At 37.2% G+C, this 22,473-nt stretch carries 19 protein-coding genes, 5 tRNA genes and 2 pseudogenes; 6 read left to right on the top strand and 20 right to left on the bottom strand.

Translation table 11 applies throughout. The features are described from left to right. Window positions 1–700 precede the first annotated feature (700 nt). The 19 genes and pseudogenes from COU51_01970 to COU51_01880 form a co-directional block, all read right to left on the bottom strand. Window positions 701–1,984 (bottom strand): annotated as a pseudogene (locus COU51_01970) (hypothetical protein). A 56-nt stretch (window positions 1,985–2,040) separates the two neighbouring features. Further along, a pseudogene (locus COU51_01965) lies at window positions 2,041–2,395 on the bottom strand (four helix bundle protein). Window positions 2,396–2,477: 82 nt separating this feature from the next. Next, entirely contained in the window at window positions 2,478–3,836 is a 1,359-nt protein-coding gene (locus COU51_01960; GenBank protein ID PIR66836.1) for a hypothetical protein, read from the bottom strand. A 114-nt stretch (window positions 3,837–3,950) separates the two neighbouring features. Beyond that, window positions 3,951–4,838: a protein translocase subunit SecF gene (gene secF, locus COU51_01955; protein ID PIR66835.1), complete on the bottom strand. Its 888-nt coding sequence runs from the start codon at window positions 4,836–4,838 to the stop codon at window positions 3,951–3,953. Between the two features lie 41 nt (window positions 4,839–4,879). Further along, complete coding sequence (gene secD / locus COU51_01950) at window positions 4,880–6,745, bottom strand: protein translocase subunit SecD (protein PIR66834.1); 1,866 nt, start codon at window positions 6,743–6,745, stop codon at window positions 4,880–4,882. A 25-nt stretch (window positions 6,746–6,770) separates the two neighbouring features. Beyond that, window positions 6,771–7,178 (bottom strand): hypothetical protein, encoded by a 408-nt coding sequence (locus COU51_01945; protein ID PIR66833.1) that lies wholly within the window; start codon window positions 7,176–7,178, stop codon window positions 6,771–6,773. A gap of 31 nt (window positions 7,179–7,209) precedes the next feature. Continuing rightward, a complete protein-coding gene (locus COU51_01940; GenBank protein ID PIR66832.1) occupies window positions 7,210–7,482 on the bottom strand; it encodes a hypothetical protein in 273 nt (90 codons plus the stop codon). 78 nt (window positions 7,483–7,560) lie between these two features. Beyond that, on the bottom strand, window positions 7,561–7,911 hold the full coding sequence (locus COU51_01935; protein ID PIR66838.1) for a peptidylprolyl isomerase: 351 nt from the start codon (window positions 7,909–7,911) through the stop codon (window positions 7,561–7,563). Between the two features lie 512 nt (window positions 7,912–8,423). Further along, on the bottom strand, window positions 8,424–9,047 hold the full coding sequence (locus COU51_01930) for a transposase (protein ID PIR66831.1): 624 nt from the start codon (window positions 9,045–9,047) through the stop codon (window positions 8,424–8,426). A gap of 43 nt (window positions 9,048–9,090) precedes the next feature. Next, window positions 9,091–11,736, bottom strand: coding sequence for a preprotein translocase subunit SecA (locus COU51_01925; protein ID PIR66830.1), 2,646 nt, complete (start codon window positions 11,734–11,736; stop codon window positions 9,091–9,093). A gap of 47 nt (window positions 11,737–11,783) precedes the next feature. Next, window positions 11,784–12,143 carry a ribosomal subunit interface protein gene (gene raiA, locus COU51_01920; protein ID PIR66829.1) on the bottom strand — a complete coding sequence of 120 codons (360 nt, stop codon included), beginning with the start codon at window positions 12,141–12,143 and terminating at the stop codon, window positions 11,784–11,786. A gap of 46 nt (window positions 12,144–12,189) precedes the next feature. After that, entirely contained in the window at window positions 12,190–13,134 is a 945-nt protein-coding gene (locus COU51_01915) for a UDP-N-acetylenolpyruvoylglucosamine reductase (GenBank protein ID PIR66828.1), read from the bottom strand. A 56-nt stretch (window positions 13,135–13,190) separates the two neighbouring features. After that, a complete protein-coding gene (gene murC / locus COU51_01910) occupies window positions 13,191–14,588 on the bottom strand; it encodes a UDP-N-acetylmuramate--L-alanine ligase (GenBank protein ID PIR66827.1) in 1,398 nt (465 codons plus the stop codon). Window positions 14,589–14,703: 115 nt separating this feature from the next. Further along, window positions 14,704–15,057 carry a hypothetical protein gene (locus tag COU51_01905; protein PIR66826.1) on the bottom strand — a complete coding sequence of 118 codons (354 nt, stop codon included), beginning with the start codon at window positions 15,055–15,057 and terminating at the stop codon, window positions 14,704–14,706. Between the two features lie 127 nt (window positions 15,058–15,184). Next, window positions 15,185–16,084 carry a 16S rRNA (cytosine(1402)-N(4))-methyltransferase gene (locus COU51_01900; protein PIR66825.1) on the bottom strand — a complete coding sequence of 300 codons (900 nt, stop codon included), beginning with the start codon at window positions 16,082–16,084 and terminating at the stop codon, window positions 15,185–15,187. Beyond that, a complete protein-coding gene (locus COU51_01895; protein PIR66824.1) occupies window positions 16,081–16,512 on the bottom strand; it encodes a cell division/cell wall cluster transcriptional repressor MraZ in 432 nt (143 codons plus the stop codon). Before COU51_01895 ends, COU51_01900 begins: the two co-directional genes overlap by 4 nt. Window positions 16,513–16,776: 264 nt before the next feature. Further along, window positions 16,777–17,142: a hypothetical protein gene (locus COU51_01890; GenBank protein PIR66823.1), complete on the bottom strand. Its 366-nt coding sequence runs from the start codon at window positions 17,140–17,142 to the stop codon at window positions 16,777–16,779. Window positions 17,143–17,145: 3 nt separating this feature from the next. Then, window positions 17,146–17,478: a hypothetical protein gene (locus COU51_01885; protein ID PIR66822.1), complete on the bottom strand. Its 333-nt coding sequence runs from the start codon at window positions 17,476–17,478 to the stop codon at window positions 17,146–17,148. 210 nt (window positions 17,479–17,688) lie between these two features. Beyond that, window positions 17,689–18,936 (bottom strand): hypothetical protein, encoded by a 1,248-nt coding sequence (locus COU51_01880; GenBank protein PIR66821.1) that lies wholly within the window; start codon window positions 18,934–18,936, stop codon window positions 17,689–17,691. An 11-nt stretch (window positions 18,937–18,947) separates the two neighbouring features. On the opposite strand from COU51_01880, the gene COU51_01875 reads away from it, so the two are divergent. Continuing rightward, entirely contained in the window at window positions 18,948–19,232 is a 285-nt protein-coding gene (locus COU51_01875) for a hypothetical protein (GenBank protein PIR66820.1), read from the top strand. Between the two features lie 24 nt (window positions 19,233–19,256). On the opposite strand, the gene uvrA is transcribed toward COU51_01875, so the two are convergent. Further along, window positions 19,257–21,794 (bottom strand): excinuclease ABC subunit A, encoded by a 2,538-nt coding sequence (uvrA, locus tag COU51_01870; protein PIR66819.1) that lies wholly within the window; start codon window positions 21,792–21,794, stop codon window positions 19,257–19,259. A gap of 184 nt (window positions 21,795–21,978) precedes the next feature. On the opposite strand from uvrA, the gene COU51_01865 reads away from it, so the two are divergent. The 5 genes from COU51_01865 to COU51_01845 all read left to right on the top strand — a co-directional run bounded on the left by COU51_01865 (window position 21,979) and on the right by COU51_01845 (window position 22,384). Continuing rightward, window positions 21,979–22,054, top strand: a tRNA-Lys gene (locus COU51_01865). Between the two features lie 2 nt (window positions 22,055–22,056). Beyond that, a tRNA-Gln gene (locus tag COU51_01860) sits at window positions 22,057–22,131 on the top strand. Continuing rightward, a tRNA-Val gene (locus tag COU51_01855) sits at window positions 22,131–22,205 on the top strand. The genes COU51_01860 and COU51_01855 overlap by 1 nt, the downstream gene beginning before the upstream one ends. A gap of 2 nt (window positions 22,206–22,207) precedes the next feature. Continuing rightward, a tRNA-Glu gene (locus COU51_01850) sits at window positions 22,208–22,281 on the top strand. A 29-nt stretch (window positions 22,282–22,310) separates the two neighbouring features. Further along, window positions 22,311–22,384: transfer RNA gene (locus tag COU51_01845), tRNA-Met, on the top strand. Window positions 22,385–22,473 lie beyond the last annotated feature (89 nt).

Below are 22,473 nucleotides of genomic sequence, written 5' to 3'. Positions count from 1 at the left end.
TTTGTTCATAGGTTATTACTATTAAATCCCCCTCCCTAGCCTCCCCATTGGAGCACCAAGAGGGAGGAATGGCCTTTTTCATTTATCATTTTTTACTTAAGATCCATTCTTACTTTTTCGTGCTTTTCTCTTCTGTGTTTTCTCCCCGCCCGCCAGACATTGAGTTGTTAAACGATACGGGTAAGTGTTTTGTTGGTTTGTTGATTTCTCGTCGTTCCGGTCTTGGTTTTAACGCAGAAAGAGAAAGACATTTTGGTTCTTCTGAACTCGAAAAAACTCTGGCTCCGGTATTAAAATTTTTTGACTGGTTTTTTGTAAAATCTTGAGATGGCCGAGATATTTGGCTGAAACGAGGCTGTTCCTTTCGATTTAGCTTTGGACCTTCTGCTTGTAAACGTAATTTTTCTCTCATAATTGGCAAACAATCTTCGCAGTAAAAGGGCTTGCGCGGGTCGGGTTTGAAGCCGGATGTTGTCTCGCGGCCGCAACGAGAACAAACCGCAGGAAAGCTCTCTCTTCTTCTAGGCAGAGAATAGCTCGACCCTCCCCTTTCTTCCGCTTGTTCCGTATTCCGTGGGGTAAAAGAACGGGTGGAAAAAGAACGCGAAGGAGTGATGCGTCGCTCTCCGGCATCACGCGAGTAAGTACTTTTTATATTGTCGGAACCAAATTCTTTTTCACGACCTTCGTCTTCATCAAAACCCCACCAACGTTCTATTTTTTCTTCAATTACCGACCGCTTAACTGCATAGCGCTCACGAGAAACATGAGTCGCTTTTTCATAACTTTCAGTCGGCGAACCAATTGGCGGAAGCGTTGTAGCAGAAAAAGGACGCGAAGCTGCACCATCTATCATCAATTTTAAATAAACTTCAAATTTTGGTAAATTTACAATATCTTCTGGTGTAAAAACAGGCGCAAACTCATCCTCAAATGCCGCGGCATCAACCGCTCCTACTCTAAATATAATATGCGTACCCACATTTCCAAAAACAGCATCACGAACTTTTTCATCTAATTGCGCGATATATTGATGGGCTAAAATTAAATTTAATCTATATTTCCGAGCTTCTGACAAAATATCGGCAAAACTTTCTGTAGCAAAATTTTGAAACTCATCAACATAAAGATAAAAGTCAAGTCGGTCAGCTTCTTTTATATCCACCCTTTCCATTGCTGAAAGCTGAATTCTTGTAATCAACATTCCTCCCAAAAGTCTACTGGAGTCTTCACCGATTTTACCTTTTGAAAGATTAATAATAAAAATTTTTCCTTCGTCCATTATCTGACGAATGTTAATGGTGGATTTTACCTGAGCAACAATATTACGGATAATTGAAGCAGACAAAAATTGTCCAACTTTATTCTGGATTGGAGCAATCGCCTCTGTAGCAAAACGCTCATTATAACGAGCAAATTCATTCGTCCAAAAAGCCTTGACTACAGGATCTTTAACTTGCATAATAACTTTTTTACGGTAATCTTTTTCTGCCAAAAGACGATTAATTCCAAGAAGTGTCGAACCCGGAACATCCAAAAGAGCCAATACCGCATTATTCAAAATATATTCCATTCTCGGCGACCAAACGTCCGGCCATATTTTTTTAAAAACACCCATCAGCCCGGAAGCAACCAAATGCTTATGAGACTCGTCAACCGTTTCTAAAATATTAAAACCGACAGGATTTTCCATATCTGCCGGATTAAAATAGACAACGTCATTTATACGATGTGATGGAATATAGTTTAATATTTTTTCGCTTGAATCACCATGAGGATCAACAAAAGCAACACCATGCCCGGCATAGACATCTTCCAAAATCATATTCTCCAACATAGTCGTCTTTCCCATACCGGTTTTTCCCAAAATATAAACGTGCCGTCTGCGATCGTCGGTTTTTATACCAAATCTTACTCGTTTATTACGGTAATTTGTTTCAGCAAAAACTATAACTTCGTTTTCGTGTTCAGGGGAATAGGACATAAATAATTTTTCATTTATCATTTATCATTTTTCATTGAAGGTTCATTTTTCATTTATCATTTTTCATTGCAAGTTTTTCGTGTTTTACTAAACATCAAAATAAATTCTTGAGCTTCTTTATACAAAATTCGTGCTTCGTCTCTTAATTTTGGTTCTGACACGACAATTAATCTTAGCCAAAGCTTAGTTTCTTTTGCTTCCTTTTTAGCAATTGCAATTTTATGTGAAAAATCTTTTTTGGACTCACCCTCGGTGGCTTCATAATAATTAGCGGCAATACTTGTACCGGATTTGACAAGCTGTGTTATCATAGGCAAATTTTCGGCAGTTCTTAGGAATCTTTTTGATGAATCTTATTATTTCTTCTGCAAATTTAGCGGTCCTCTCCTCTAGGTTATATTCATTTTTCATAACAAAATTAGAACCTCCTGATTAAATGATACTTGATAATTGATACTTCATTGGTAATTGAAAATTGATAATTGATACTTTCTCACCTCACAGGTAATCCGCGAGGAGGCTCGGCGCGACGAGCTTCTGTACGTTTAACTGACGGAGCCTTAACCTCCAATACGGGAAAGTGCCACAAAGTTGCCAATTCTTCAGTATTCAAAACATACATCGGTCCCCCGATAGAAGGATCACGATTAATATAGGCAGAAAAAAGCGTTGCCTGTTTTGTAGGGCGAACCATCCTATGATACCAATAATTTTTCTTTGGCATTGTTTTTTGCACAGAAGTAAAACTATTACAATTTAAAGCGGCAAATTGCTTCAAAAAACCCTTAACGACAGTATATTTATTTTGAAAAATTTCATGCGGAGCAAAATGTATATAACGTATCTTCGAAGGAAAACCGGTTTTGGAAAGTTTCATTTCTACTGCCTCTATTGTATGGCGTTCGCCGGGAGACATCGCCAAAGACCGAAACGCATCGGCCGTCTTATCTTTTTCTCCTGCACCAGCAATGGTTCCACTAACAGTGTAACCGGCAAATTCACCTACCAAATCGCTAATTCCACCCAAAATGCCTTTTTTTGGCGGAGGCGCTTTACCAAGCATTTTTTTTACTTCTTGTTCACCTTTTTTAATCCAACTATCCCCTGCCGGAACAACCAAAATCTGCCAACAAAGAGCTTCATCTTTTTTTATTTTTGATAATGTTTCAAGTATCAAAGACATTGGGTCTTTAAACTCTGCGGAAAGTCCATGTTCAAACTGTGGATAAGTACGAATCGGAAAATAATCCGGGTGATCCAGTTTAAAATCACACCCAAAAGATTCGTATTTTTCATGCGGAAATTTTCTTGGAAAATTTTTGGTATAATCCTCTACCTCGGTTATTTCCGCATCCGGATATTGAGAATAGATCGCCGATTCCACCAAATCACGGTGCTTTCTAACAACACGAATATAAAACTGAATATCTCCGCCCAAAGAAACTATTTCCAAACTTGCGGATAACTCTACTTTTCCGGTTATATATTTATCCTTCATATTAAACGAAGACTTCATACCGTAAAAATGGGCAAAAATATTTTCAACAGCTTTTGGTGTTTGTTCATTGCCTTTTGGAACATCAATTGCTAGCAAAACAAATTTTTGCTTCCTTACCCAACGTGTCTGAATTTGAACTAAATATATTTGACCTATTGCCCAAAACAAAAGATACGCCAATGGAACCCATCCGCCAATCCGCAACAATAACCAGGCAGAATGAAACGGCGTTGGCTGGGATAAAAGTTCATTGATAATATTTGTAAAAAATGTTAAGTCAAAAGAAATTTGAGGAAACATAATAAAAATAGTAACTTTAAAATAAAAATATAAAAAATAACTAAAATTTATCACATAAAAGTGATTTTGCGTTTCTGATAATTTTATTATAACATAAATTTTAAATAAAAAAAACGCTACTCTATAGCGAAAATAAAATAATATTTACCTAAGTTAATTAGCTGTTCTTTATTTTGCTTTTTTTAAACTCCAACTTACAAGAAGCGGACTAGCAAGAAAAATTGATGAATAAGTACCGGCGCCAATTCCAATCATAAGAACGAGGGCAAAAGGTTTTATACTCTCGCCTCCAAAAAAATAAATCGCGCCCAATACCAAAGTAGTAGTAAGGGAAGTATTTATTGAACGTGAAATCGTCTGCTTAATACTGGCTCCCACAAGTTCAACAAAATCATCATGTGTATGCTTGCGAAGATTTTCGCGAACGCGATCAAACACAACAATAGTGTCATTGACGGAGTATCCTAATACCGTAAGTATAGCTGCCACAAAAGCGCTGGTTATTTCAAGCCCGAAAAATTTTCCCAAAAAAGCAAAAATACCCAAAGGAATTAGTACATCATGAACCAAAGCAACAATCGCTATGGCTCCATAAACCCAAGATGAAACTACTTTTTCAACTTTACGAAAAGACCATGCAATATATGCAATAATCGCCAAAATAACAATCACTATTGCGTAAAGAGATTTGTCGCGCAGTTCTTTACCAATCGAAGGTCCGACCGCCTCAAAACTAAGTTCGTCTATTTCGCCAAACTTATCTTCCAGCACAGAGAGTCCTTGTTGATGCTGTCCTTCATCAAGAGGCCTAAAACGCAATATATAGCCATTCTCGCCGGCAGGCTGAACAGTGCTTGGTTCTAGACCCTCAGAAGAAAGAGCCTGTGTTATATCTGCGGATATTGGACGATTATTCTTAAAATCCATTTCCCAAAGCGTTCCACCTGTAAAATCAATTCCAAAATTCAAGCTCCAAATGGCAAGAAAAGTTATGCTTGTAGCAACAAGCATAATCGCAATTGTATAAAATATTTTTCGGTGTTTAATTATAAACATAAATAGTATCTCAAAATTTTAAGCATCAAAATGTATATTCTTTATCTCCCCATCCACCAATTCTTTTTTACAAAACTCGCTAGTGAACGAAGAATAATCCGCGAAATAAACATTGCGCTAAACATACTTACCAATATTCCTAAACTTAAAGTTAACGCAAACCCCTTTATTACACTAGTACTAAACCAAAAAAGAATTGCTGCTGTTATTAATGTAGAAATGTTTCCATCGCGGATTGACGGCCAAGCGCGCTTGAAGCTTTCGGTGATTGCATACTCAATATCTACACCTTCCGCAAGTTCTTCTTTCAAACGTTCAAATATAAGAACATTGGCATCAACCGCCATACCGATAGATAAAATAAATCCTGCGATTCCGGCTAAACTCAATGTGACAGGAACAAATTTGAAAATCGCCAAAATCAGTATTCCATAAATTAACAAAGATAAAACAGATGCTAAACCGGCAAGGCGATAATATAAAATCATAAAAAGACAAACCAACGCTAAACCGATAGCTCCAGCCCATAGACTCTTTTCTACTGATATTTTTCCTAAACTCGCGCCAATCGTCTGCTGACTTACAAGATGAATAGGTACAGGCAAAGCGCCGGCATTAAGGCGTTGAGCTAATAATTTTGCTTCTTTTAAGTCATAGTTTCCACTGATTCTTGCACTGCCATCATAAATAACATCGTTTACTCGTGGGATTGTAATCGGCTCGCCATCAAGATATATACCGACATATTTCCCTACATTTCTTTCGGTTATCTCTTTAAAAAGTTTTTTACCTTCGCTGTTAAATTGCAAAGCAACTTCCGGAGCGCTGGTATTCGGATCAAATTGAACGCTTGCGTTTTCCAAGTCCTTACCCGATAACTCCGTATATACCATATAGTCATCCATAGACAAAAAGTCTCGTTCGCTTTTTGTAAGAATAAAAATATGAGATATGCGTAATTGTTTTATTTTTTCACCCTCTTCTTCTATCTCACGTTCTCCTGTTTTTTTAATTATATGATATCCTAAGCTACTTTTTACAACTGAATTATAGACCTCTCCATCTTTTAAGGTTTTTGCGGCTGATTCCAATTCCGGCAATAGCGTGCCCTCTGGTAACCAATCTAGATCTCCATGCGCCTCGCGACTTCCTGGATCCTCGCTATATTTGAAAGCCAGTTCATCATAATCTTCACCGGCTGACAATTTTGAAAAAATATCTTTTGCATTTGCCTCTGCTTTTTTATTAAAATCATCCATTTGTTGCTGTTCTTCTGATGTAAGAGTTCGATTTGGAATATCAGACTGTTCTTTAAATTGTAAAATCGGTGTTTCACCAATTTGTTTAATTGCTTCGCTTACGTTTTTTACTCCGGCAAGCTCAACAATAACGCGCCACTTATCACCAGAAAAATTGGTCTGCACCAATGGTTCGGATACACCAAGCGCATTTACTCTGCGTTCAATCACATCACGAACGCCCTGAACTGCGCTTGACTGATCTTTGAAAGAAATATTAGATGTATCAGCTTCATAAACTAAGTGGGTTCCACCCTGCAAGTCAAGCCCGACATGAAATGATGTTTCTTTCATTTTTGACAAGCTTAACCCTGTCTTACTATTTATAAAATCAGATATTCTATTCCAAGCCGGAGGGAAAACATAAAAAGCCACCAATATCGCAAAGATGATTAAAATGAAGCTCTGTAAACGTAATTTTCCATTAGAGCCAGACGCAAAAATATGCTTAAGCGCGTTAAGAGGTTTTTTTATTATTGAAGATAGATCTACAACTTGTTTCATAAAAACAGATGCTACCACGCAAATGCGTGCGGATAATATGAATAATAAATATGAAGTTATCTTACAATAAACAGAAAAAAAATGCAAGAAAAAAATAAGAGGCATTTCTGCCTCAAAAATAGTATAAAAATCAGATTGCGAAAGGAAAATCGTTTCGTGGACCTTCCGCGCAAGAAATATCTTGCTTATTGTCTCGATTATTGCCTTGTGAAGAAACCTCAGGGCTTGTTCGCTTTATGCTTTGTGCCATATCCAAAGGATATACTACGTTATGCCGATAACAGAACTCACGAAGAGAAGAAATCCACATCTTCCTTACAACCAAAACTACCAAATCCTGGCTCTGTTGCGACAATTCATATAGCATCACATCAACGATACTCTGAGTTGCGGAAACTTCAGTTGCAATTCTCATCATATCCTCTAGATATTGCTCCAAATAAACAGGAATTTCATGAGGAAAAAGATGAACAGCATAAGAAGAGTGATGCATACCAGAAGGACAACATACCTTAATCTTATCAATCAATCGTAGCATTCCCTACTCCTTTCTTGGTGTTTCTGTCGGTTCAAATCCGCCAAAGCCAGACCTTTCCTTTGTTGGTCTCGCTTTTCTTTAAAAGCTTTTCTAATTTACGCTCCAGAACGAAGCAACACTGCTCTTCGGTTGTGCCACAATCCGAGCTACAAGATAAAAATGTTGAGTCAAGATATTGTCGCCAGAAGTCGCTTATCTCTTGCGAAAAAGACAAAATATCCAACGCTACATCAAGATTATCATCGTTGGCGAATTGTTTATTGTGTTCGCGGTAGCAGTCTATTACACCTACGAAATTTTTCAAGCGGTACCCTCCTTTTATATCTATGCAAAGTTATATCATTTCTTCACAGTTTTGTCAAGAATACGTAGGGTGTCCAAATTATGAGGCTATTTGCAAAAGCTCTACTTCAAAAATTAAAATCGCATTAGCAGGAATTGTGCCAGGTACACCTGAGGCGCCATATCCCAAAGAAGGAGGGATGGTAAGCTTACGTTTTCCTCCGACCTTCATCCCCAAAAGCCCCTGATCCCAGCCCTGTATAACATAACCAGCTCCAACAACAAAAGAAAACGGCTGTCCGCGGTCAACCGAACTATCAAATTTTGTTCCATCCAAAAGCCAGCCTGTATAGTGAACGCGGACAGAATCTCCGCTTTTCACCTCTTCTCCACCTCCTACTACAATATCTTCTGTGTTTAATTTTGTTGGGTCAAATGTATTTTGATTCATATTTATATTGTCTCCAAAAATTTTTAAATTTTCCTCATCTTGAAACGCTTCTCTAATTGACTTAATTTGTTCAGCTGATAATTGGTTTTCCGCTTCCTGTGATTTTGGAATATAACCTTCATAAGTTAAAAAAAAGCCGATTATTAAAAAAATTCCCGCAAAGATAAAAAAATATTTTAATACTTTTTTACTCATATTAATAAAATAACTTTTATAAATATTGCTTTGAATATTTATAAAAAGAACTGAATGTTAATTATTAAATCTTTATTAGCATAACTAATTTTTTTCTCACCAATATCGCTCTACTCACAACATGGCTGCTGAAATCCACACCTTGAACAAACATTTTCGCTGGCTTTTCCTAAAATAAATTTTTCCATATCTGCTCCGCAATTCAAACATTTAACAATCCGCTTTTCAGTTTCGTATCTATAATCTTCTTCAGGCACTTTTAGTTTTATTTCTTCTTGCATAATCTGCCATAATGTTAAGGACGTACCTTAACATTATTATTCATCACAAAATTTTTTTATTTTTTTATTTTTTTCCAAAACATTATAATTATTTTCTACAAAATTACGGTATTCTTCAACATCTTTAAACATCTCTAAAATGAAATTCGTTTGACAAATATTATCAGGATTATTTTTCCACTGGTACTCCTTATAACTGCTCCAATTATATTCTATAATATTTTCAGTTATCTTATGAAGCCGAGGATTTTGATGAATATAAGCCGAAAGCCATAATAAATAGCTGTCTTTTTCTATTGTTTTTTGTTTGAATCTCCCCTGAAAAACATGTCCTACCGTCTCATATTTTTTATTAAAATACATTGAATAACTAGTACACAGCTTTGTCATTAAATAACTTGTAGGAATATTTTTATTTTGTTTTATTATAAAATGAAAATGGTTTGGCAGCAAGGAATATGATAATACAAAAAATGAATTACTGGGCATCATGCGCATTAAACGCGGTTTCTTCTCTTCTAAACCCAGATTTTGTTTTAACCTTAAAATAAAAAATTTATAGTCATCTTCATCTAAAAAAATATTTTGTTTGTTATTGCCACGATTGTAAATATGATAGATATATCCCTCGGCAAAATTTTTATACCTATAGTTTGCCATAATTTTATTTTATTCGTCATGTTAAGGTACGTCCTTAACACTTTTACGCACCACAACATTTTTTATATTTTTTTCCGCTTCCGCAAGAGCAGGGTTCATTCCGCCCGATTTTTTCTTTTTCTTCTAAAGGAGTATTTATATTTTGATTTTTAAAAGGAGATTGGGGGGCGATGTTTTGCGCAAGCTCAATCTTAAAAATAGAATATGCCATTTGCTTATCAATTGAAGACTGCAGTTCATTCCAAAGACGATACGCCTCGCGCTTAAATTCTACCAGCGGATCTTTGCCGGCAATTCCGCGCAAACCGATACTTGTGCGTAAATAGTCAATCTCTTCAAGATGACTTATCCACAGAGTATCAATCACCCGCATACTTAATCCTTTTTCAATCTGGCGTAAAATATCAGGATTCCCTGATTGCTCAATCATTCTGCCTTCCATTTTTTCATATGCTTCGCGCATTTTCCTAACTAAAAGATCAACCATCGCATCTCTGCGTTTTATAACACCAAGATTATCATTGCCCTCGCCTGACGAAATTTTTAAAAGTTCTGGCAATATCTCTTTTTCCAAAGGAAAAATTGTATTCGCCACCTGCCAGATTTCTTCCAAATTCCAATTTTTTCTGGCTGGATCCGAAGTGTGGAAAACAATTACCTGCTCCAGTTCATTTTCTATTATTTTTAATATGTCTTCTTTTATATCATTTTGTTCCAAAACATTTCTTCTGCGCGAATAAATCGCTTCTCTATGACGATTTATGACGTCATCATACTCGAGAAGATGCTTTCTGATATCAAAATTATGTCCCTCAACTTTTTTTTGAGCAGACTCAATTGCTTTTGAAACCATCCCGTTTTCAATGGGTGTATCTTCCGGAAGACCAAGCTTTTCCATAATATAGCTGATACGTTCAGCGGCAAAAATTCGCATCAACTCATCTTCTAATGATACATAAAATCGGCTATAACCTGGGTCGCCCTGACGTCCGGCACGTCCACGAAGCTGGTTGTCAATACGACGAGATTCGTGCCGTTCGGTACCAATTACCACGAGCCCTCCCAAAGCGCGGATTTCTTCTGCAGTCTTTTCGTTGTATGGAGCGCCACCCAAAACAATATCAACACCTCTGCCAGCCATATTGGTTGCCAAGGTCACTGCGCCTTTTTTACCTGCTTGAGCAATAATCTCCGCTTCACGAGCATGATTTTTTGCATTTAAAATCTCGTGGCATATACCTGCTTTTTCAAATTTTTCACTAAATTCTTCATTCTCCTCAACCGATACCGTACCAACCAATACCGGCTGACCCTTTGCCTGCAGTTCTTTTACTTCTTCTATCACCGCGCGAATTTTTCCTTTTTTATTTTTATAGATTCTGTCCGCTAAATCCTTTCTTAACAAAGGCTTATTTGTCGGCATGGCCACAGTTTCAAGAAAATAAATTTTTGAAAATTCTTCTGCTTCTGTAAGAGCTGTTCCGGTCATACCGCCAAGTTTTTCGTACATCCTAAAATAGTTCTGAAATGTTACGCTGGCAAGAGTCTGATTTTCACGCTGAACTTTTACGCCTTCTTTTGCCTCAATTGCTTGATGAAGTCCTTCGCTATATCGCCTGCCAGGCATAAGCCGACCGGTAAATTCATCAACAATAAAAACCTCGCCATCACGAAGAACATAATCTTTATCGCGATGAAAAAGCGTTTCAGCTTTTAGAGCCTGTTCAAGATGATGAACCATCTTTATTCCGCCTTCGGCATAAATATTAGGAATATTAAGAGCTTTTTCTATTTTATCTATACCAACATCCGTAAGTGTTACCGCGCGCATTTTTAAATCTAAGTTATAATCTTCATTTTCTTTCAAATTTTTTACAATGCGAGCAAAACGAGCATACATCTCTCCAGACTCTTCTGCCGGAGCAGAAATGATAAGCGGTGTACGGGCTTCATCAATTAAAATTGAATCAACTTCATCCACAATCGCATAATAAAAATTGCGTTGAACCCTATCTTCAAGCCGTGTTGCCATATTGTCTCTCAAATAATCAAAACCGAATTCATTATTTGTTCCATAAGTAATATCAGCATCATAAGACTCTTTTCTGGAACATGGACGTAAAAAATCTTCATTAACACGAAAACTGGCATAAAGATCACGCTCACGATCGGCTTCTTCCGCTTCCTCCAGTGTTTCAGCTTTCCAGCTCGCATCATACAAAAACGATTGCATATGATTGATAATGCCGACAGAAAGCCCTAAAAATCCAAAAATTTGCCCCATCCAAATAGCATCGCGACGAGATAAATAATCATTTACAGTAACAACGTGCACTCCTTTTCCTGCTAAAGCATTTAAGTATATCGCCAGAGTAGAAGTTAGAGTTTTGCCTTCACCTGTTTTCATTTCTGCAATTTCGCCGTTATGAAGTACGATTCCACCCAAAAGTTGAACGTCAAAATGACGCTGACCTAAAGTTCTTTTTGCCGCTTCACGTACCAAAGCAAAAGCTTCCGATAAGATATCGTCTAATTTTTTCCCTTCTTGAGCTTGTGTTTTTAATTCTTTACTTTTATTTTGCAAATCAAAATCAGACATTTTTTCAAATGCCGGTTCCAGCTCATTTATTTTATTCACAAATGGCTGTATCTTTTTTAATGCTTTTTTATTCGGATCAGAAAAAAACATAACTAAAAATTAATATAATATTCTTTTATAAAACAATCTATGACGCGTTATGAGTGTAGCATATCTTTTGCCTCACGTCCACCCTCGCATTTTTTTGTGCGCAACTTATCCGAATAGTCGGAGAGTTGGCGCTCCAAATCATTTTTCAACATATCAATGGCCGAATAAATATCTTCCGCTGTTTGCTCTACACGAAAAAAATGCCCGGGAATATTGATGTTAGCTTCGGCACGGAAAAGCGGACCCGACTGATGATGACGTGTGGTTTTTTCTAACTCTACTCGCAAGTCATGCGGAGTACCAAAATTTTCCAAATATTTTTCTAATGGACTAATTTTTTCTTCCAAATATTCACTTAATGCCGAACTTGATTCTATGTTTGTATATTTTGTATTTGTTAATCTCATAAAATTTATTTTTTATAAAACTTTTATTAAAAAATTAAATAATTAATTATAATATTATTTGTATTTCTTCTTCCAATTGTACGCCAAATTTATCACGCACCCGTTGTTTTACAAATGAAATTAATTGCAAAACATGGTCGGCTGTTGCAGAACCGTCATTCATTATATAGTTGGCATGTTCTTCGGCAATATATGCTCCGCCAATTTTTCTGCCTCTTAACCCGGCATTATCAATAAACCAGGCTGTCGGAATTGCCTTGCGAGAACCAAAGCGTTCACGCTCTTCAAGAGTAAAGTCAAACTTTTCTAAAAGTCCGGCAACAACATCTCCTTTTATATTTTTAAAAGCGCAACCGGCACAAAATCCTTTTGGTTCTTTTTCTTTTCTTTTTTCCATAACTTCTTTAACACGCGCCAAAAGCTCCTCCTTATCCCCTTTTTCAAGGCTAAGCCAAACACGCAAAATAATTGGTTTATTTTTATCTTTCCAATATTTTAACTTACTCTTTCTATACCCAAACTCAAACCATTCTTTTTTTACCTGTTCTATATGATAATCTTCTGTAATCAAAATTTCGGCTTTCAAAACCACCTCGCTCATTGAGCTTCCATAAGCTCCGGCATTTCCACAAACAGCTCCGCCAATCGTACCGGGAATTCCTGCAAAATTTTCCAAACCTTTAAATCCCGCTTCTGCCAAACGTTTTACAGCTAACAAAAGAGGCATACCGGCACTAACAATAGCTTCTGTTTCTTCTATTATTATATCCGCAAAGGCAGATTTTATAATTAATCCATCATAACCGGCATCAGAAAAAAACAAATTGGAGCCTCCGCCTAAAATAAAATATTTTTTTTGATTATTCTTAGCCCATTCCAAAGCTTCGCGGAGCTCTTCTATATTTTTTACAATTACAAGATGCTTAGCAGGACCGCCGATATGAAAAGTTGTATATTTGGATAATGGTTCGTTTTCTAAAATATTTAACATACCTATCCGTTCCCGCGATAGCGGAAACTCCTTAATTAATAATTAAAAAAAAATAATTACTTACAAAGTTGCAAAGCAACCTTGTAAACTCCTCCTGCTCCCATAATTATTACAATATCATTATTCTTTATGGTCTGCTTTAGGGATTGTAAAATTTCGTCATGATTTTCACAATAAAAAAGTTCGTGTTTTGTTCGTTCTTGTTTGTTTTCATCCGATTGCCAATATTCTACAATAGCATCTGCGAGTTTGCGCGAAGATATATTGTCATCTTCGCCTTTCTCTCTACCGGCAACATTATATATTTCTCCCAAAATGAGAACATCTGCTTTATCAAAACTACGAACAAAATCAGCAAACAACGCTTTTGTTCGATGATGTTGATGCGGTTCAAATGCCAAAACCACTCTTCTCTCCGGATAAAATTCATGCGCTGCCAAAAGAGTTGCTTCTATTGCATGCGGATGATGACCGTAATCGGAAATAATCGGCGCGCCATTAAATTCTCCAATATGCTCAAACCTACGCCAAAGCCCTCGAAACTCCGCAAGCGATTTTTTTATTATTTCAAATTTTATACCAAGCGCCTTTGCCATAGAAGTTGCTGCCATTGCGTTATAAATATTAAAAAGCCCCGGGGCATAAAATTCTATATCACCCAATTGTTCATCACCTTGAAAAATTGAAAACAACTGTCGTTGACCATCTATGTGTCTTTCTCCAAATCTAAAATCCGCGCCCTCGTGCACACCATAGGAAATAAGCCGACAAGTATGAGTTTTTGCCACTTCAGTGCTATTTTTATCATCGCCGTTGTAAACCAAAAAACATCCTTTCTCTATTTTGGCAACATATTTTTTGAATGCCTCCAAAATATTATCCAAATTTTTATAAAAATCTAAATGGTCTGCTTCTATATTAGTGAGAACGATGGACCACGGATGCAAATTCAACATATGGGCGTTATGCTCGCACGCTTCTACAACCGCATATTCTCCTTTTCCATAATTAAAATTTCCATGGGAAAAAGAATTCATTTTTGAACCGACTATAACAAGCGGGTCGAGCCCAGCATCAATCAAAATCTTTCCAAGTATTGCGGTTGTGGTACTTTTGCCGTTTGTTCCAGACACTGCGATTAATTTTTTTTCACGAGTTATTTCTCCCAAAAATTCGAAATAACTTTTTTGTAAAATTTTATTTTGGCGTTCCGGATTAGACAGAGGTACGGCTGAGGAGTAAACAATCAAATCAATATCGCTTGAGATGTTTTCTTTTTTGTGTCCAATAAAAATTTTGGCTTGCATTTTTATAAGCTCACGTGTTATTTCTGATTCTTCCATATCCGACCCGCTCACATCTACGCCCTCCAAAAGCGCCCATTTTGCAATAGCGCTCACACCTATTCCGCCAATTCCTATAAAATGAATCTTTTTGTATTTTTTATATGGCATATTATTATCTAATCTTATCTTAAAATATGCTTTTTTGCAAGATATAAATAAAATTATTTAAAATAAAAAAATCCCCAACGGGAATTTCATAAATCAAAATGCCAATACACCCTTTTTACCTTTTTACCACCGCGCTTGCCGAGGCTTTTATATATTCTATTTTCTCTGCCTTCACCAAGCCCATATCTTCTACTTTTTCCATAATATTTTCCATTGATTGTCTTTCGGAAATTTTTAAACTTAATTCTTGTTTCTGACTTTTTAATTCCATTAAATCTTCTTTCATCTTTTTCATCTTATATCCATTTTCTGTAATATTGTTAATAATGACGATATTGCCAACCAAAAAAACAAACGCGAGCATAACAGCAAAGATATTAAATCGAAAAACAGGCGCGTTTCCTTTTTTTGTTCCGCTTCTCTGCCTATTAAATTCAAATTTTTGTTTTTTTATTTTTCTTTTTATCATAAAATAATCTAAAAACCGATTTTTTCCCACCCCAGTTTTCAAAATTGGGCAAAATAGCCGAACTCTAAAAACTGGGGTGGGAAAAACGAGGATAAAAAAATTTTATAAAGGGTGTGTTTAGGAGATTTTATTCCTTAATGGCGACACGAAACTTTGCGCTCCTTGCGCGCCGATTTTTTTTTACCTCCTCCTCGCTTGAAATGATCGGTTTTTTGGTCTTTATGACCAATTGGGGGCTAGTTCTATAGAATCGTTTGACGATTCTATCTTCTAAAGAATGATAGGAAATAATACCTATTCTTCCTCCAGAAGATAAAATCTCAGACCCGTCTTCTAATAATTTTTTTAAAGCTCCGAGCTCATCATTAACTTCAATTCGAAACGCCTGGAAAATACGTGTTGCAGGATGTATCCCCCCGATCCATGGAATCTCTTTTTTTGTTTTTAATTTCTGGCGATAAAAATCCAAAATAATTTCCGCCAATTCACTTGTTGTTTTTATCGGTTTATTTTTTCTTGCTTTTACAATTTCTTTTGCAATATGCTGATAATTTTTTTCCTCGCCATATTCACTAAAAATATGCGACAGCTCATCCATTGTATAAGTATTTACAATCTCCTCCGCGCTCGTTCCCTGCAAACCAAACCGCATATCAAGAGGCTCGTCTGCATTAAAAGAAAATCCTTTTCCACTTTCCTCTATCTGTCCACTCCGAAGGCCCAAGTCAGCCAAGATACCATCTATTTTTGGCAATTTGTTTTTATATTTTTTAATGTTACGAAAATTATCTTCAATAATTTCCACTCTGCTCAAAAGGCCCCCCTCTTTAAGCCGTTCCTTTGCCTCCCCGCTCGCCTTGATGTCTAATTCAAAACCCAATATTCTACCGTCGGGTTTCGTTCTTCTTAAAATTTCTATCGTATGTCCTGCATTCCCCAAAGTACAATCAACAAAATTTTCTCCGGGTTGAGGATTCATTTCTTCCAAAACCTCCTTAATCATTACTGGATTATGATACATATTTATATTCCAAAATCTCCAAGCTTTTCCGCTACCTCATTAGCCTTTTCTTCCATTGAATCACGATATTTCTCCCAAGCGGTTTTATCCCAAATTTCTAAACGGTTATAAAGTCCGACAATAACAGCTTCTCTTGTAAGTCCTGCATATTTGCGAAGATAATCTGGCAAAACAATTCTTCCCTGACCATCAAGCTTCATATCCATTGCGCCGGAAAGTTGTGAACGCACAAAAGAACGAGGGTCGGTCTGGGTTGTCGGTATTTTAGCAAGTTTTTCCGCACGCTTATCCCACTCCTCTGCCGAATAAACAGATAAACAACTATCAAGCTCACGAGTTAAGACAACGCCTCGCTCCAATTCCGCCCTAAACTTAGCTGGGATTGCCAGCCGTCCTTTATCGTCCATATTGTGATGATATTCGCCAATAAACATAAGTCGCTTTGCTCCAATTTTCAATTATCAACTTTCAATTATCAATAAATTAATAAAATCTAAAAGTTGAAATATTAAAATAAAGTTATATTTAGGGTGTGGATAAGTAAAATTTATTAACCTTTGACTAGAATAGAGCAAAAAGAGGTTGTTATCCACAGAATATTCCCCACTTTTCACCACTGTAATTTTATTATACACCAATATCCACCACAATTCAACTTTCTTTGGGATTTAAAAAAACGGGCGGGGAGCCCGTTAAAATTACTTTTTCTTTGTTTTCTTATGATGGATCTTTTCCAATTCTTTGATGCGCGTATCAAACAGCCTAAATGCCACGGAGATGCTTGCGGCAAAAGTTCCAAACAATTTCCTCATTCCAAGCTGAGTTCCTCGTATTGCTCCGAAAATTAGATTGTCGGCTCTTTTTCTATCGCTAATAATTTGAAACTGAAGCTTGGCAATATCGCCGTTTGTTTCATTCTTCAAGGTTTGAAAATCTTTCTTCAATGTATTAACTTCTTTTTCCAGTTGAGACTTGAGTTCGTTATGAACTTTTAGAGGTGTTGCCGGCGTTCCCTTAACGCAAGAAAAAAGAAAAATTGATAGAAACAGTGCAAGCTTTCTCATCTTCTACCTCCTCTTTCCAGTACGACGTGGTTTCTTTAAATCTCTAATATTTTTTTCCAGTTGAGCGCCACGAAGCTCTAGCATCATATATTTTGCCTGCAAACTATTATAATCTTTTTGTATTTCTTTCATGTGGCTTACTAATTTATAAAAAAGCAACCTATATTCTCTAGAAATTGATCGCTCTCGAGCGGCGGCTATTTTTTGATTTTGTATATCTTCGCGAATTTTTTTTACTTCGCTTATCAATGAAGCGTTGCGAATATTTTTATCATGCCTTATGCCTGCGCATCCGCTAAAAATCCCCAAAACAACCAAAACCGCTATTTTCCTCATTTTTTTCCTACCCTTTCTTGTGAATGACCGACAAGCGATGAGCAACGGCTCTATTTTTCAGAATCCGCTGAGTTTTCTTTTTTACGGGCGGGCTAAAAGTGTTTCTCCGCAAGATGCGAAAATAATTAGCCGAATCGTCCATGCCTACCATTAAGAAAAACAACAGAACACGTTTATCCATCACACCTCCTTCTATATATTTAAACAGTTTTATTCCTTTTTGTCAATGCGTTTTATTTTTCGCAAACTTCTGTGATACCCAATCGCAAAACGATGCGCTTCGTCTCGCGTCTGTTTAAATAAATTTTCAAAAGTTTTTATAATTCGCTTTAACTCTTGATTTTTATAATCAAAGACAAAGCGGTCATTTTTTCTAGAAATACCTTTAGCAATGCCGATAACCGGAATATTTAATTTATTTGCCTTCAAAACTTTTTCAGCAACATTGACCTGCGCTTCGCCTCCGTCAATCAAAATGATATCAGGTCTTGGCCAATTATTTTTAAATCTGCGTGCAAGAATTTCATGAAGCATTGGCACATCCCCGGCTTCAGTCTGCTTGATGCGAAATTTTTTATATTCCGATTTCTTAGGGCTCCCCTCTTCAAACACAATCATAGAGCCAACCGCAAGCTTCTGGCTGATATTTGAAATATCATATCCTTCAATTCTGCCCATTACATTATATTTTTGAATATTATAATTTTTATAGTCGGCATAATCATCTTTTTTAATTAAAGAAATATCGTGAATATGATTTAGGGCGTAAATCCTATTGCGATTATCTGCGGCGCGCTCAAACTCATGACTTTTTGAAGCCTCTTTCATTTCGCGTTCAAGATTTTTTATAATTTGCGTTTTCTTACCGCTGAAAAATAATTTTAATCCGAAAATATTTTTTTGATAATCTTTTTTACTAATTTTTTGAATGCAAACTCCGGGACATTTTTTAATACCATAATAAAAACATGGTCTGCCCTGATTTGGACGACATTCACTCCAAGGAAAAATTCCACGTAAAATTTTTAATGCTTCGCGAAGTGTGCTGGCGCTGGTAAACGGACCAAAAACCGCGCTTAGCGCAAAACGCTTAGCATCCAACTCATGTCCGCGAATTAAAATCGGTTTGGGATAATCTTCTTTTGTAATACCAACATAAATAAATGACTTATCATCCTTGTCTTTAACGTTATATTTTGGTTTTAATTTTTTTATAAATTCCGCTTCCAAAATCAGCGCTTCAAGAACAGATGGCGTTTCGCGAGTTTCCAAATCATCCGCCTCTGCAACAAGGGCTTCTGTTTTTCTGTCGCCTGCGCGCGCAAAATATGATTTTACTCTACGCTTTAGAGAGCCCGCTTTGCCAACATAAATAATTTCCCCATGATTATCTTTAAAAAAATACACACCGGGTTTGTCTGGTAGATTATTTACTTTTTTATCTAATTTGCTTGACATAAAATATATTTATGCTTAATATTATGGATAAGGAGACGACAATGGGACAAGCCCTCCAAGTATCAGTCTTGCCGAATAGAGGATATATCATTGAGATGCCTTATGACGAAGCCGTAGGATCCCAAGTGTTTGTAAGCATCATTCCTTACAGCCAAAATGATAAAGATTTCATTGAAAAACATAAAAGCAGAATCTGCGTAGTTAAAACTCGCATTCCCGACGAGGACGACTTCGCTTTTAAGATGCGCCTGGAAGAAATCATCAATAGACTTAGGCGATGGAATAGAACACCGTAGCAAAAGCCCCAACCCGGGCTTTTTTTAAATCCCTAAAACCTTACGTAAATATTGACCTGTGTATGATTTAGGCATCCGCGCCACTTCTTCCGGTGTGCCGGTTGCAATAATTTCTCCACCTTTATCCCCGCCTTCGGGTCCAAGGTCAATGATATAGTCCGCATTTTTTATTATATCAAGATTATGTTCAATAATGAGAACCGTATTTCCTGCAGAAACCAATTCCTGCAAAACGGCAACAAGTTTTTTTACATCGTCATAATGAAGACCAACAGTTGGTTCGTCCAAAAGGTAGAGTGAGCGAGAGAGACCTTGGCGGAAACGGAGTGAATAATATTTTGAAAGCTCTTTGGCAAGTTTCACTCTTTGAGCTTCTCCGCCTGAAAGCGTCGGCGCGCCTTGTCCAAGCTCCAAATATCCAAGCCCGACTTGGCGCAAAACTTTTAGTTTATCGCTAATGTGTGGAATGTTTTTAAAAAATTCGTCAGCCTCGTCTATTTCCATATCCAAAATATCGGCAATGTTTTTTCCTTTATATCTTATCTCCAATGTTTCACGATCAAACCTCTTGCCTTTGCAAACATCACATTTTACATAAACGGTCGGCAAAAAATGCATTTCAATCGCAATAGTTCCGTTGCCTTCACAATGTTCACATCTTCCGCCAGGTCGGTTGAAACTGAAACGTCCTACCTTATATCCTCTGGCGCGCGCTTCCGGCGTAGTGGAAAAAAGTTCGCGAATATATGTCCAGCATCCTGTATATGTTGCGGGATTACTCCGTGGGGTTCTTCCGATTGCCGACTGATCAACAACAATCACCCGGTCAATATAAGAGAGTCCTTCTATCTTTTTATATGCGCCCGGACGCGCTTCAGAATGATTTATCTTTTTGGAAGCCGCACGATATAAAATATCATTCATTAATGTTGACTTTCCGGAACCGGAAACACCCGTAAGACAAACAAATTTTTTCAAAGGAATTTCAACTTTTATATTTTTTAGATTATGTTCGGTTGCGCCGGAAATTACAATTTTTTCTTTAATATTTTTTCTGCGACTCTCCGGCATAGGCACCTTTAACTCTCCGCGGAGATATTTTGCGGTTAAGGAATTTTTATTTTTCAAAACTTCCTGCAACGTGCCTATCGCCATTATTTCTCCACCATTTTTTCCTGCACTCGGACCAATATCAACCATATAATCACTCATCAAAATCGTATCTTCATCATGCTCAACCACAATCACCGTATTGCCGATATCGCGAAGCTCGGATAATGTTTTGAGCAAACGTTCATTATCGCGTTGATGAAGTCCGATTGTCGGCTCATCAAGAACATAAAGAGCGCCAACTAGACGCGAACCAACCTGCGAAGCAAGCCGAATTCTTTGCGCTTCCCCGCCGGATAATGTTCCGGCTTTTCTATTTAATGTTAGATAATTTAATCCAACATCAAGCATAAAAGTAAGACGATTTTTTATTTCGCGGAGAGCGGCTTCGGCAATTTCTTTTTGTTTTGCGGATAATTTTAATCCACTAAAAAAATCTACCGCTTCACTTATTGACATATTAACAACATCATTAATATTCTTTTCTCCGATTAAAACATGAAGTGCTTCTGTCTTCAGACGCTTGCCAAGACACTTCGGACATACCTCGTCAGAAAAAATAAATTTTGTTCCAATTCCATGACAATATTCGCAAGCGCCATACGGACTGTTAAATGAAAAAAGTCGCGGTTCTATTTCCGGAAATGCAAAATTGTCATTCGGACAAGAATATTTTGACGAAAGTAGAATATTTTCACCCGACGGCATAGCGATTTTTACCAAACCATCGGATTCTTCCAAAGAAGTTTCTATTGCTTCGGATAATTCTTTTTGCAAAACTTTATTATCTTGAATCGGATACGCAATTGTTAATTTTCTGATAACCAAATCAATATCATGTTGTTTATAGCGTGATAACTTTATTTTTTCACTAAGCTTATGAGCTTTGCCGTCAACTGCCACTTCGCTAAAACCTTTATTATATAAATCATAAAGAAGTTGATAGTATTCGCCTTTTCGTCCGCGAATAATCGGAGAAAAAATAATTAATTTGTCTTCGCTTTTTATTTTTTCTTTTTCCAATTTTTGAAGCACTACATCCACCATTTCCTGAACGGTCATTTTCTGAATTTTCTTTTTGCAAACCGGACAAAACGGTTCTCCCACGCGAGCAAAAAGAACACGCAGATAATCATAAATCTCAGTAATAGTCGCCACAGTTGAACGTGGATTGGCGCTATGCGCTTTTTGATCAATAGAAATTGCCGGCGCAAGTCCCTCTATTTCATCAACATCAGGCTTGTCCATTTTGCCCAAAAACTGACGGGCATATGCAGACAAAGACTCAATATATCTGCGTTGCCCTTCGGCAAAAATAGTATCAAAAGCCAAGCTCGATTTTCCCGAACCTGATAATCCCGTAAAAACAATCATCTTATTCCGCGGGAGCTCCAAGCTGATATTCTTGAGATTATGCTCACGCGCTCCTTTTATAATAATTTTATCTTGCATAATAATGTATAGTTGATAAACTTTAGCTTATTTTATCGAAATTTACAATAACCATCAGCTTATTACTATATATTTTGGCTAAATTTAGTTATTTCATAGCTCTACACTTGACAAAAAACCAAAAATATGTTATATTTGCGATATTAATGCTCATTCATAATTAGTTGAAACCTAAAGTAAAATCGGGCGCGTAGCTCAGTTGGCAGAGCATCGGACTTTTAATCCGTTGGCCACAGGTTCGAATCCTGTCGCGCTCACAAAAAGGCGTATAGTTCAATGGAAGAATGTCGGGCTTTGGACCCGAATGTTGAAGGTTCGAATCCTTCTACGCCTATCAAACGCATAGCTCAGCGGAAGAGCTCTTGCCTTACACGTAAGAAGTCGGAGGTTCAAATCCTTCTGCGTCCACAACTGCCCTCGTAGTCTAGCGGTCTAAGACACTGGCCTTTCACGCCAGGGATCGCCGGTTCAAATCCGATCGAGGGTACTGTGCGGTTTGCGTGTTTCGAAACTGCCGGGCTTGTAGCTCAATTGGTCAGAGCTACCGGCTCATAACCGGTAGGTTGCGGGTTCGAGTCCCGCCAAGCCCACTGACGCGCGTTCTAAAATGGGACACGCGACAATAAACCCCGGCAAGCTCCTGCCGCGGATTTCTGCGGCACTCCTAACTTGCCGCAAA

The sequence above is a fragment of the Parcubacteria group bacterium CG10_big_fil_rev_8_21_14_0_10_36_14 genome, from assembly GCA_002772895.1.
Lineage (GTDB): Bacteria > Patescibacteriota > Patescibacteriia.
This window is presented reverse-complemented; position numbering and strand designations above follow the sequence as displayed.